Raw genomic sequence first — 12,667 nt, 5'->3', positions numbered from 1 at the left:
TCCGTGTCAGAAAACAGTGGGCCTTCATCGGCCCTTCTGCTTAGTCCGCGGGCGAACCCGGGAGTGCCATCCCTTTAATCAATAGCCTTCGCCTCGCGCAGCAGCGCCTGGATCACTTGCTCCTGGGCTTCATAATCACCCTCGCCAAAGTGGCGGTAACGCATCTGGCCCTTGGCATCGATCAGGTAATGGGCCGGCCAGAACTGGTTATCGAAACTGCGCCAGATTACATAGTTGTTATCAAGGGCTACCGGGTAGGTGATGCCCAACTGGCGCACCTGCTCCCTGACGTTACCGCTGACATGTTCATAGGCGTATTCCGGGGTGTGCACGCCAACGACCATCAGGCCATCCTTTTCGTAGCGCTTCGCCCACTCTTTTACGTACGGCAGCGCGCGCCGGCAGTTGATGCAGTCGTAGGTCCAGAAATCCACCAGCACCACTTTGCCTTTGAGCGCCTGCGCATTCAGTGGTGAGGCGTTGAGCCATTCGGTCGCACCCGCCAGTGATGGCATGGCGCCCATGTTGCCAGCCTGGGTTTCACGGCTGGCCACCACGCTGAAGAACAGCGCAACAGTCAGCAACAGGCCGGCGAACAGCAATGTGATAGACCGCATGGATCATTACCTTTTCGGTACTCAGAGCGCCCATTGGAACCCCCTGAGGTATCCCACCTGTGTCGAACACCCGCTGCCGATACACAGCGATACAAAATCAGCAAAGGGCGACCTGGATCAATAAACCCCGCCCCCAGCTCCTTTACCCTCGCGACCTTTTGCGACTTGAGCCCATGCCCCCCGTGATCGCCCCCGAACTGCTCGCCCCCGCCGGCACCCTGAAAAACATGCGCTATGCCTTCGCCTACGGCGCCGATGCGGTCTACGCCGGCCAGCCGCGCTACAGCCTGCGGGTGCGCAACAACGAGTTCGACCACGCCAACCTGGCCCTGGGTATTCAGGAAGCCCACATACTGGGCAAACGCTTCTACGTGGTGGTCAACATCGCGCCGCACAACGCCAAGCTGAAAACCTTCCTCAAAGACCTGGCGCCGGTGATCGCCATGGGCCCGGATGCGCTGATCATGTCCGACCCAGGCTTGATCATGCTGGTGCGCCGCCACTTTCCCGAGATGCCGATTCATCTGTCGGTGCAGGCCAATACGGTGAACTGGGCCAGTGTCGAGTTCTGGCAACAGCAAGGCATCTGCCGGGTGATTCTGTCGCGGGAGTTGTCCCTGGAAGAGATCGGCGAAATCCGCCAGCAGGTACCGGCCATGGAACTGGAAGTGTTCGTGCACGGCGCCTTGTGCATGGCCTACTCCGGGCGCTGCCTGCTCTCGGGCTATATGAACAAGCGCGATGCCAACCAGGGCACCTGTACCAACGCGTGCCGGTGGAAATACCAGGCCACGCCGGCGGTGGAAAACGCCACGGGCGATATCGTCCGGCACTACCATCCGGAACCCACCCTGGGGATCGGCGCGCCGACCGACCAGGTCTTTCTGCTGCGGGAGGCCAACCGCCCCGATGAGCAGATGCCCGCCTTCGAAGACGAACACGGCACCTACATCATGAACGCCAAGGACCTGCGCGCCGTGCAGCATGTGGAGCGCCTGACACACATGGGCGTGCATTCGCTGAAGATCGAAGGCCGCACGAAGTCCCACTTCTACTGCGCGCGCACCACCCAGGTGTACCGCCAGGCCATTGATGATGCGGTGGCCGGGCGCGCCTTCGACCGCAACCTGATGACCAACCTCGAATCCCTGGCCCAGCGCGGTTACACCGAAGGCTTTCTACGCCGTCATGTGCATGACGAATACCAGAACTACCAGAGCGGCAGTTCAGTGTCGGAGCGTCAGCAGTTTGTCGGGGAGCTCACCGGCGAGCGCCGTGGCGACCGGGCCGAAGTCAAGGTGAAGAATCGCTTCGCCGTGGGCGATCACCTGGAGTTGATGACCCCCGCCGGCAACTTTCACTTTGACCTGGCCTCTCTGCACAATACCAAAGGCGAAACCATCGACGTGGCGCCAGGGGATGGACACACCGTGTATGTGCCACTGCCAGCCGACATGGACGTGCGCTTTGGCTTATTGATGCGCGATCTCTAGATCCTGAACTGCCCCACCAACTGCCCCAGACGCTGCCCCAGATCCGCCAGACTGCGCGAGGTCTGGGCGCCCAACTGGGTTTCATCGGCCACACTGTCCACCGCTGCGGCGATCTGATGCACGCTGCGGTTGATCTCTTCGGCCACGGCGGTCTGCTCCTCGGCAGCGCTGGCGATCTGGGCGTTCATCGAGTTGATGGTGCCGATCAGTTGCGCCATGGTGTCCAGTGAGGCCCCGGCTTCATTGGCCTGGGCCGAGGTGCCATCGCCCGCGTCGCTGGAGCGGCGCATGGCATCCACGGCGGCGACCGTGCCTTTTTGCAGGCGGTCGATCATGCCCTGGATCTCCTGGGTGCTGGTTTGGGTGCGGCTGGCCAGGGCACGCACTTCGTCGGCCACCACCGCAAAACCTCGCCCGGCCTCCCCTGCCCGCGCGGCTTCGATCGCGGCGTTGAGGGCCAGCAGGTTGGTCTGTTCGGCAATCGAGCGGATCACACCCAGCACACTGACAATCGACGACACATCCTGCTGCAAGCTGTCGAGGGACACGCCGCTGCTGCGGATATCGTTCACCAGCGCGTGAATCTGCGCGATGCTGCCGTCCACCACACGCTTGGCCGCCTGGCCTTCGGCGTCGGTCTGTTGGGCCGCGACTGAGGCGCCCTGGGCACTTCGCGCCACTTCCTGGGCGGCGGAAGACATCTGGTTAATCGCCGTGGCAACTTGGTCGGTTTCGTGGCGCTGGCGCTCCATGGCCTGCTCGGAACGCTGGGCCTGATCGGAAACCTGGCTGACCAGGCCGGTCAGTTGGGTGGTCATCTCGGTGATCTGGCGCACCAGGCCGTGGATCTTGTCGACAAAACGATTGAACGCACCGGCAAGATCGCCCAGTTCATCCTGGCTGGTAATGGCCAGGCGCCGAGTCAAATCGCCTTCACCGGCGGCGATGTCGTCAAGGTTGGCTTTCATCAGGCTCAGCGGACGCAGGATGGTATTGGCTACCATCATGCCCACGACGGCAATCACCAGCAGCACCACGACGGCGACGCCGAGGATACTCAGCACTACACCTTCCATGCGTTTCTCGACCTTGGCCTCGACCACCGCCACCTGGGCCTCGATGCCATCCAGGTTGACCGACGTACCAATCACCATGTCCCATTTCGGCAAGTACTCGGTGTAGCCGAGCTTGGGCACCAACTCGGTCTGGCCGGGCTGGGTGGAGCTGTATTGGAGGTAGTGAGTGCCGTCTTTGCCGACCTTGACCAGGTCGCGGTTGACGTAGACACCGTTGGGATCGCGGTTGTCCTTGAAGCTTTTGCCTACGCCGTCGGGGCTGTTGCCCTTGAACAGGCGGATGGTCTCGGAGTCGTAGCCGAAGAAGTAGCCATCCTTGCCGTAGCTGGTGCTGGACAGCAGCTTGACCACCTCGGCCCGCGCCGCCGTATCGCCGGGAGCCGCCGCGTCGTAGAGCGGCTTGATGGTGGTCATGGCCACTTCCACGTAACTCTGCAGAGTTGCCTTGGCGTCGTTGAGCAGGCGCTGGCGGGTTTCGTCCACCTCGTTGCGCGCCTGGCCCTTCAGGATCCACACCGTGGTCAGGCTGATGACCACGGCAAACAGCAACACCGGCACGATGGCCAGGGACAGGACTTTGGCCTTTAAACTCAGACGCATGGCTTTCTCTCTTATTCGTGGCGACTTGAGAGGTTAACGGCCCATTGCCCGATTTCTGTAGGACGATCCTGTCAGAGGGTCATCGCGGCAATCCAGCCAAACGCAAGCAATGGGATATTGTAGTGCAAGAACGTCGGCACCACGGTGTCCCAGATATGGTGATGCTGGCCGTCAATGTTCAGCCCGGAGGTCGGGCCGAGGGTAGAGTCCGACGCCGGCGACCCGGCATCGCCCAAGGCCCCCGCCGTACCGACGATGCACACGATGGCCAACGGGCTGAAGCCCAGTTGCACGCACAGCGGTACGAAAATCGCGGCGAGGATCGGCACCGTGGAGAACGACGAACCGATCCCCATCGTCACCAGCAGCCCCACCAGCAACATCAGCAATGCACCCACACCGCGGCTATGGCCGATGAATGCCGCCGAGGTTTCAACCAGCGAACGCACGTCGCCGGTAGCCTTGAGCACTTCGGCAAAACCCGACGAGGCGATCATGATGAAGCCAATCATCGCCATCATCTTCATGCCTTCGGTGAACAGGTCGTCCGTCTCGCGCCAGCGCACGATGCCCGACACCGAGAAGATCAGGAACCCGGCCAGGGCGCCGATGATCATCGAGTCCAGCCACAATTGGATGATGAATGCTGCGGCAATCGCCAGCCCGGCCACCAGCAGGGTCAACGGGTTGTACTGCACCGCCACTTGCTCGACCCGTTCGATTTTCTCCAAGTCATACACACGCTTTTTGCGGTAGCTGACAAACACTGCCATCAACAGGCCGACCACCATGCCCAGCGCCGGCAAGCCCATGGCGTGAGTGACATTGACCTGACTGATGTCTACGCCGCTCTTGGCGACGTTGGCCAGCAGGATCTGGTTGAGAAAGATGTTGCCGAAACCTACCGGCAGGAACATGTAGGGCGTGATCAAGCCGAAGGTCATCACGCAGGCGATCAGGCGGCGGTCCAGTTGCAGCTTGGTCAGCACGTACAACAGCGGCGGAACCAACAACGGGATAAAGGCAATATGAATGGGCAGGATGTTCTGCGAGGCGATCGCTACGACCCACAGCAGGCCGATCAACAACCATTTGACGTGACTGCCACCGGTCGCTTCCTGTCGGTCCACCATCAGCAGCGCTTTGTCCGCCAGGGCATGGGCCAGACCGGATTTGGCAATCGCCACGGCGAAAGCACCGAGTAAAGCGTAAGACAAAGCCACGGTGGCGCCGCCGCCCAAGCCACCGTTGAACGCTTTGAGCGTGGCGTCGATACCCAGGCCACCGGTCAGGCCACCCACCAGGGCACCGACAATAATGGCGATGACCACATGCACGCGGGACAGGCTGAGCACCAGCATGGTGCCGACCGCGGCGATTACTGCGTTAATCATGGTTACCTCAAGACAAAAAACAGAAGAACAGGCGTGCGGCGCCCAGGCGGCCATCAAACAGGGTGGCCGACGTGCAGGCTGAGGAGGTCTTATTAGAGGGCGCGCACTTTGCAGCAGGCGGGCGGCCATGTCAAAAAACGACGCCGCTTTGAGCTTTCTATTGAACGTTTGAATAAAGAAATAAACCGCACAGCCGATAACGGATCTCTACGTGTTTTCAGGTAAGGATGTCCCGATGTCGCTTAGGCAGCTCTCCATTCAATGGAAAATCACCCTGCTCGCCGGTCTCTGCCTGCTGGGGATCGTAACCCTGCTGGTGGGGCTGTCGCTGTATCGCATGGGGCAGAGCTCCGAGCAGGTCAAGGCATCCAGCATGCAGATGCTTGATGCCGCGGCCCAGGCGCGCATCGAGGCGCAGGGTGAAGTGCAGTCACTGGGCATTCGCCAGCAGTTCATGGATGCCTACCAGTACGGCCATGGCTTTTCCCGCCAAGTGCTGTTCCTGCGCGAACAGGCTGAAAAGCGCTTCCTCGATGCCTTCGACACCCGTGAAGACCTGACTCGCCAGGTCAAGGCCGCGCTGCAAGCCAACCCGGACCTGCTTGGTTTGTCCCTGGTGTTTGAAGCGAATGCGCTGGATGGCAAGGACGAGTTGTTCGCCAATCAGAAAGAATTGGGCAGCAACGAAAAAGGCCGCTTTGCCCTGTATTGGTCGCAGCCCACCCCGGGCAAACTGACCTCGATGCCACTGCCCGAAAGTGACATGGCCGACACCAGCGTCGGCCCCAGCGGCGAGAAAGCCAATGCCTGGTTCACCTGCCCGCGCGCGACCCTTAAACCCTGTGTGATCGAACCCTACTTTTATGTGATCGACGGGCAGAACGTGCTGATGACCAGCATCGTGTTCCCGCTGATGGTCAACGGCAAAGTCATCGCCTCGCTGTCGGTGGACATCAACCTCAACAGCTTGCAGGCCGTGAGCCGACAGGCGAGCCAAAAACTGTATGACGGCCAGACTCAGGTCAGCATCCTCAGCCCGACCGGCTTGCTTGCCGGCTACAGCCCGGACGCCGGTAAACTCAGCCAACGCCTGGACCAGGTCGATACCGTCAGCGGCGCGCAGTTGATCAGCGCGCTGGCCAGCAGCACGCAAACCCGCAGCCTGCGTACCGACCACCAACTCAAGGTATTGGCGCCATTTATACCGATCCCGGGCGGCAAGCCCTGGGGTGTGTTGCTGGACGTACCGGAAAAAGTCCTGGTCGCCCCTGCCGAAGCCCTGAAAGCACAACTGGACGCCGACAATGCCAAGGGCACCCTGCTGGAACTGAGCCTGGGCCTGTTGGCTGCGGTGGCCGGCCTGGCCCTGGTATGGCTGATGGCGCGCGGCGTGACCCGTCCGATTCTCGGTGTGGCACGTATGCTCGAAGACATCGCCAGTGGCGAAGGCGACCTGACCCGCCGCCTGGCCTATGACAAAAAAGACGAACTGGGCCAACTGGCCGGCTGGTTCAACCGCTTCCTCGACAAGCTGCAGCCGATCATTGCCGAGGTCAAACGGTCAGTGCAGGACGCCCGTGGTACCGCCGACCAATCCGCCGCGATTGCCACCGAAACCAGCGCCGGTATGGAACAGCAATACCGCCAGGTGGATCAGGTCGCCACCGCCTCCCATGAAATGAGCGCCACCGCGCAGGATGTCGCCCGCAGCGCGGCCCAAGCCGCCCAGGCCGCACGCGATGCCGACCAGGCCACCCGCGAAGGCCTGACCGTGATCGACCGCACCACCAGCAACATCGGCGCACTCGCCGCCGACATGAGTACCGCCATGGCCCAGGTCGAAGGCTTGGCAGCCAACAGCGCGCAAATCGGTTCGGTGCTGGAAGTGATTCGCGGCATCGCCGAGCAGACCAACCTGCTGGCGCTCAACGCCGCCATCGAAGCGGCCCGGGCCGGTGAAGCTGGCCGTGGGTTTGCCGTGGTTGCCGACGAGGTACGTAACCTGGCGCAACGTACCCAGGAATCGGTGGAAGAGACCCGCCTGGTGATCGAGCAATTGCAAAGCGGCACCACCGAGGTGGTCGGCGCCATGGGCAACAGCCACCGCCAGGCCCAGGGCAGTGTCGAACAGGTGGGCCAGGCCGTGAGTGCCTTGCGCCAGATTGGCGACGCGGTCACCGTGATCAGCGACATGAACCTGCAGATCGCCAGCGCCGCCGAGGAACAAAGCGCAGTGGCTGAAGAGATCAACAGCAATGTGGCGACGATCCGGGATGTGACCGAATCGTTGTCGGAGCAGGCCAATGAGTCGGCGCGGGTCAGCCAGGCGCTGAACCGCCTGGCGAATCAACAGCAGGGGTTGATGGACCAATTCAAAGTGTAATGCCGCGCTGTCGAGGCGCCGGGCTCAAGCCTGGCGCCTGGGCAACTCAATCAACACCTTCAACCCGCCCAGTTCACTCTCCTGCAACTGCAACACCCCGCCCCACACCTCAACGATATCCCGCACGATCCCCAACCCCAGGCCATGGCCGTCGATCTGCTCATCCAGGCGCATACCTCGGCTAAGCACCTTGTCGCGATCGGTCTCGGGGATACCGGGGCCGTCGTCTTCCACTGCCAACAGATAGGCCTGCGCCGTTTCGCTGATGATCAGGCGGACTTCGGCGTCCGCCCATTTACAGGCGTTGTCCAGCAGGTTGCCGAGCAGTTCCAACAGGTCTTCGCGGTCCCAGGGCAGTTGCAGGCCGGGCGACACCTGGTAGCTCAAGTCCAGGTGCTCACCGTGGATCATGTTGAGCGTGGCCAACAGGCTGGGCAGTTCTTTTTCACAGTCGAATAATGCGCCGGGCAAGGTTTCACCGGCCAGGCGCGCACGGTTGAGTTCACGATTGAGGCGTTGCTGCACTTGCTCAAGCTGCTCGCGCAACAACTTGCTCAGTTGCGGATGGTCCTTGAGCGGCTCGCTGGACGCTGCGCTCAACAACACGGCCAGTGGGGTTTTCAAGGCATGCCCGAGGTTGCCCAAGGCATTGCGTGAACGCTTGAGGCTGTCTTCAGTGTGGGCCAGCAGATGGTTGATCTGCGCGACCAACGGCTCCAGTTCCAGCGGCACTTGGGTATCGAGTTGGGAGCGCTGGCCTTGTTGCAGTTGGGCGATCTGTTCGCGCGCAGTTTCCAACGGGCGCAAGGCGCGACGCACGGTCACTCGTTGCAGGACCAACACCAGTAATAACGCCGCCAGCCCCAGCACCAGGCCGATCTGACGCATCAGGCGAAAGCTTTCCCGCACAGGCGTGTAGTCCTGGGCCACGCTGATGGAAATCGTCTGGCCGAAGCGTTTGTAGTCCGAACGCAATACCAGCAGTTGTTGGCCCTCCGGCCCCAATTGCAGATTGCCTTTAAGACCGATCTGAGGGAGACGCGGCAGCTCCTGATCCCAAAGCGAACGGGAGCGCCAGTGAATATCGGCAAAATCAATACGAAAGTAATGACCGGAAAACGGCCGTTGATAAGCGGGTGACAAACGCTGCTCATCAAGTTGCATTCCATTGGGCTCACGCACCAGGGCGACCAGCAGGTTCTCGCTGTCGTTGCGCAGCCCCGCCTCCAGGTAGCGCTGCAACCCGGCTTCGAATAACCACAGACTGGTCTGCGCCAGCACCACGCCAACAACCACCATCACACTGATCAGGCCCAGGCTCAGGCGCCGCTGAATGGACTTCATGCAGGGCTGGCGCCAAACCGGTAACCCTGGCCACGCCGGGTTTCGATCACACTGCGCCCCAACTTGCGGCGCAGATGGTTGACGTGGACTTCCAGCACATTGGAATCGCGCTCGTTCTCGCCGTCATATAAATGCTCAGCCAAGTGGCTTTTCGACAGGATCTGCTGAGGGTGCAGCATGAAGTAACGCAGCAGGCGAAACTCGGCGGCGGTCAGCTGGATTTCGTCGCCCTCTCGCAGCACGCACTGGCGACCTTCATCCAGATGCAGGCCGGCGGCTTGCAAGGTGGGCTGGTTGGCCTGGCCGTGGGAGCGGCGCAACAGCGACTGGATACGCAGGAACAGCTCTTCAGGATGGAAGGGTTTGGCGAGGTAATCATCCGCGCCGGCCTTGAGCCCTTCGATGCGCTCGGCCCAGGAATCGCGGGCGGTCAGAATCAGCACCGGCGTCACCAAGGACGCCGCACGCCATTGCGCCAATACGTCAAGCCCGGGCAGGCCGGGCAAGCCAAGGTCAAGAATGATCAGGTCATAGGGCTCGCTGCTGCCCTGATAGGCAGCATCACGGCCATCGGCCAGCCAGTCGACGGCATAACCCTGGCGTTGCAGGCCGGCCAGTAACTCATCGGCCAGAGGGACGTTGTCTTCTACCAAAAGCAGGCGCATCAGTCGTCTTCCTTATCTTTGAGCAGCGCTCCAGTGCTCGCGTCGAGTTCGATTTCGCGCACGACTCCTTCCACCGTCAGCAACTCGATTTCGTAGATATAGGGCACCGCGCGGTCCTTGTGCTCTTCAAGCTCGGCATCGAGCAACTTGGCACCGGGGTAGCGTTCGAACGCCGGGCCCAGCAAGTGCTCCAGGGGGGCGATGATGCCCTTCTGGCGCAGACGCAAGGCTTCGTCCTGGCCGAGGTCATGGGCCGTCAAGTGGGAGCTGGCCAATAGCAATACCAACGCCATTGGACTGCCCACACGTAGATTTACCTTCATTGCGTATCCTGCTGTTCCTTGAGGTCACCACGTTAACCGTCGCAACTTAACTGAAACTGAATTGCCACCATGGCAATTTTCATCGATCGACGCCCCCATCGCCAGGCGAGATTTCCTATACTGCCCCGCTTGCTTCAAAAGAGACCGGTATGACAGCCATCCACATCGAGTTTCCCGCCTTGACCCTCAAGGCCGGCCGGCGTGCCCTGGCACGCATTCGCGAACAGGGCCTCAAGCCTGCCGATGTCGGCATCCTACCCGGTGCGGCCGGTGGCCCCAAGGCCTTGGGGATTCAGGGACTGGACCTGGCGCTGTTCGGCGACTGGCTGGCGCGCGCGCCCCGTGAGCGCGCACTGATCGGCGCCTCCATCGGCTCCTGGCGATTTGCCAGCGCCTGCCTGCCCGACCCGGTACAAGGCTTGCTCGACCTCGGCCGCCTGTACAACGAACAGAGCTTCGCCAAAGGCGTGACCATGGCCGAAGTCACGCGAAGCTGCCAGCGCATGCTCGATGACCTGCTGGCAGGCCGCGATGCGCAGGTGCTGGCCAACCCCCACTATCGCCTGAACATCATGGTGGTCAAAAGCCACGGCCTGCTCGCCGATGACCATCGCGGGCGTCTGGGCCTGGGGCTGACATCGGTGATTGCGGATAACTTGCGCGGTCGCGCGCGGTTGTCACGGCATTTTGAGCGACTGATCATCCACGACCCGCGCCAGGCGCCGCCGGTGCATCCGCTGACGGATTTCCCGTCGCGTTTCCTGGAACTGGAGCTGGGCAACCTGCGCCAGGCATTGCTGGCCTCAGGCTCCATCCCCATGGTGATGCAAGGCGTGCGCGACCTGCCCGGCGCAGGCCAGGGGACCTATCGCGACGGCGGCCTGGTGGACTACCACCTCGACCTGCCCTACCACGGCGACGACATCGTGCTGTACCCGCACTTTACCGACCGGGTCATCCCTGGCTGGTTTGATAAGGGCCTGCCGTGGCGGCGCAGCAACCAGCAGGGTTTGCAGGATGTGCTGCTGCTGGCGCCATCCAGGGACTACCTGGCTCGCCTGCCCCACGGCAAGCTGCCGGATCGCAGCGACTTCAAGCGCTTCATGGGCGACGACCCGAGCCGCAATAGATACTGGCAAACGGCAATGAGCGAAAGCCGGCGGTTGGGCGATGAGTTCCTGGAACTGGCCGATAAGGGTGGGCTGGGCGATCGTTTGCAGGCGCTTTGATGAAGGCTCGGCGCTAGCACGCGGCGCCGTTGCCACCCACGCCGTTGATCTACCAGAAATAGGCTGCCCCTCACTATTCATAGGCTCCGACAAGCGGAGACGACTGCATGCGCAGGGCTGTCGCGGTAAAGAAACTTGAACGTATTCCGCGACCACGTGCTCACACGTTTATGGGCGCTATTGCCCAGCAGATATGAAGAGGGAACTGAATCATGGCAAACGTACTGAAAACTTGCGCGCTTACCCTGCTTGTCGGCTTGGCGTCCCAAGGTGCATTCGCAGCACAGGATGACGATTTTGTAGAAGACGCCTCCGCCAAAGGAGTCGCTGAAGTCGAGGCAGGCAAGCTCGCCCTGGAAAAAGGCAGTGCCGCCGATGTCAAAAGTTTTGCAGACATGATGGTCAAGGATCACACGGCAGCGAACGCCAAGCTCAAATCCATCGCAGACGCCAAGAATCTGAAAGTTTCGGACAGTGCAGAGCTTATGGATAAGGCCAAGGCAATGATCCTGGAATTGCGCAGTGCCAAATCCTTCGATCAGGCTTATGCCAACAATCAGGTCAAGGCGCATGAAGCCACGATTGAAATTTTCGAGAAGGAAATTTCCGAGGGCAAAGATGCTGAAATCAAGGCGTTCGCCACCGAAACGCTGCCTAAGCTGAAGTCCCATTTGGAGCATGCCAAGACGTTGTCCAAGGCTCACGACGGTGATGCCAAGTAAAATCATCGGAGCCTCCCAGGGAGGCTCCTCTCCCCTGCTTTGATATGAAGACTCAAAGCAACCGCCTATAGGGGAAGAGGCCGGGCGAGAAATATCAACTTGTTCCTGTGCCTCGACGAGGGCTTCACACCACCGGCGTGGGCCGAAATACCTTTTATCGTCGGATCAGCGAGGGCACATCGCCAAAACAGGTTAGAATGCCCCCCAATTCGGTCGCCTGACGTCAGTCGGCAATTGCTGAATGGATGAGCTCAATCACCTCCAGCAACGACCAATCGGTACATCGATCAGTTCTACAGAAACTGACGATCCTCTCAAACCCACGCAACACAAGCCCTACAGGTCACACCGTGGAAATCTTCAAAGAGTTTACTTTCGAATCCGCCCACCGCCTGCCGCACGTGCCGGAAGGCCATAAATGCGGGCGCCTGCACGGGCACTCGTTCAAGGTGGCAATCCATCTGAGCGGCGACCTGGACCCGCATACCGGCTGGATTCGCGACTTCTCGGAGATCAAGGCGATTTTCAAGCCGCTCTACGAACGTCTCGACCACAACTACCTCAATGACATCCCTGGCCTGGAAAACCCTACCAGTGAAGTACTGGCCAAGTGGATCTGGAACGAGTTGAAACCCCTGTTGCCGGAACTCAGTGCGATCCGCATCCATGAGACATGCACCAGCGGCTGCATCTATCGCGGCGAATAGACCAGCGATATAAAGAACCACCCTTGCGGTTAATGCCAGTCAGTTAAGAGTGAACACTGTATTTGTGGCGAGGGAGCTTGCTCCCGTTGGGCCGCGAAGCGGCCCCGCTCTTTG

The 12,667-nt window shown here is 60.9% G+C and carries 10 protein-coding genes and 2 pseudogenes; 5 read left to right on the top strand and 7 right to left on the bottom strand.

The features are described from left to right. Window positions 1-74 precede the first annotated feature (74 nt). Window positions 75-524: pseudogene (locus EXW71_RS27290) on the bottom strand (thioredoxin family protein); the annotation flags it as partial. Window positions 525-790: 266 nt separating this feature from the next. Between EXW71_RS27290 and yegQ the strand changes: the two are divergent. Further along, window positions 791-2,110 carry a tRNA 5-hydroxyuridine modification protein YegQ gene (gene yegQ, locus EXW71_RS27285; protein WP_134660675.1) on the top strand — a complete coding sequence of 440 codons (1,320 nt, stop codon included), beginning with the start codon at window positions 791-793 and terminating at the stop codon, window positions 2,108-2,110. Here yegQ and EXW71_RS29515 read toward each other — a convergent pair. From EXW71_RS29515 to EXW71_RS27275, 3 genes and pseudogenes are all read right to left on the bottom strand, one after another. Next, window positions 2,107-2,862: a methyl-accepting chemotaxis protein gene (locus tag EXW71_RS29515; protein WP_372241348.1), complete on the bottom strand. Its 756-nt coding sequence runs from the start codon at window positions 2,860-2,862 to the stop codon at window positions 2,107-2,109. The two genes, yegQ and EXW71_RS29515, sit on opposite strands and share 4 nt — an antisense overlap. A gap of 102 nt (window positions 2,863-2,964) precedes the next feature. Further along, a pseudogene (locus EXW71_RS29510) lies at window positions 2,965-3,786 on the bottom strand (cache domain-containing protein); the annotation flags it as partial. Window positions 3,787-3,857: 71 nt separating this feature from the next. Further along, window positions 3,858-5,177, bottom strand: coding sequence for a Na+/H+ antiporter family protein (locus tag EXW71_RS27275; RefSeq protein WP_167659701.1), 1,320 nt, complete (start codon window positions 5,175-5,177; stop codon window positions 3,858-3,860). A gap of 238 nt (window positions 5,178-5,415) precedes the next feature. On the opposite strand from EXW71_RS27275, the gene EXW71_RS27270 reads away from it, so the two are divergent. After that, on the top strand, window positions 5,416-7,563 hold the full coding sequence (locus EXW71_RS27270) for a methyl-accepting chemotaxis protein (protein WP_134660672.1): 2,148 nt from the start codon (window positions 5,416-5,418) through the stop codon (window positions 7,561-7,563). A 24-nt stretch (window positions 7,564-7,587) separates the two neighbouring features. On the opposite strand, the gene EXW71_RS27265 is transcribed toward EXW71_RS27270, so the two are convergent. Genes EXW71_RS27265 through EXW71_RS27255 form a run of 3 tightly spaced genes read right to left on the bottom strand, consistent with a single transcriptional unit; the run spans window position 7,588 to window position 9,895 of the window. Then, complete coding sequence (locus EXW71_RS27265) at window positions 7,588-8,907, bottom strand: sensor histidine kinase (RefSeq protein WP_134660671.1); 1,320 nt, start codon at window positions 8,905-8,907, stop codon at window positions 7,588-7,590. Beyond that, window positions 8,904-9,572, bottom strand: coding sequence for a response regulator transcription factor (locus EXW71_RS27260; protein WP_134660670.1), 669 nt, complete (start codon window positions 9,570-9,572; stop codon window positions 8,904-8,906). The genes EXW71_RS27265 and EXW71_RS27260 overlap by 4 nt, the downstream gene beginning before the upstream one ends. Then, window positions 9,572-9,895 (bottom strand): PepSY domain-containing protein, encoded by a 324-nt coding sequence (locus EXW71_RS27255; RefSeq protein ID WP_134660669.1) that lies wholly within the window; start codon window positions 9,893-9,895, stop codon window positions 9,572-9,574. The genes EXW71_RS27260 and EXW71_RS27255 overlap by 1 nt, the downstream gene beginning before the upstream one ends. Window positions 9,896-10,044: 149 nt before the next feature. Here EXW71_RS27255 and EXW71_RS27250 point away from each other — a divergent pair, with 149 nt between their 5' ends. The 3 genes from EXW71_RS27250 to queD all read left to right on the top strand — a co-directional run bounded on the left by EXW71_RS27250 (window position 10,045) and on the right by queD (window position 12,553). Continuing rightward, complete coding sequence (locus EXW71_RS27250) at window positions 10,045-11,124, top strand: patatin-like phospholipase family protein (RefSeq protein ID WP_134660668.1); 1,080 nt, start codon at window positions 10,045-10,047, stop codon at window positions 11,122-11,124. A 212-nt stretch (window positions 11,125-11,336) separates the two neighbouring features. After that, complete coding sequence (locus EXW71_RS27245; protein ID WP_123715266.1) at window positions 11,337-11,846, top strand: DUF4142 domain-containing protein; 510 nt, start codon at window positions 11,337-11,339, stop codon at window positions 11,844-11,846. 350 nt (window positions 11,847-12,196) lie between these two features. Continuing rightward, complete coding sequence (queD, locus tag EXW71_RS27235) at window positions 12,197-12,553, top strand: 6-carboxytetrahydropterin synthase QueD (protein WP_003190259.1); 357 nt, start codon at window positions 12,197-12,199, stop codon at window positions 12,551-12,553. Window positions 12,554-12,667: the final 114 nt, after the last annotated feature.

This window comes from Pseudomonas sp. BCA17 (assembly GCF_004519405.1).
Taxonomy (GTDB): domain Bacteria; phylum Pseudomonadota; class Gammaproteobacteria; order Pseudomonadales; family Pseudomonadaceae; genus Aquipseudomonas.
Note: the sequence above shows the minus strand (reverse complement) of the source record. Positions and strands in the feature narration are given on the sequence as shown.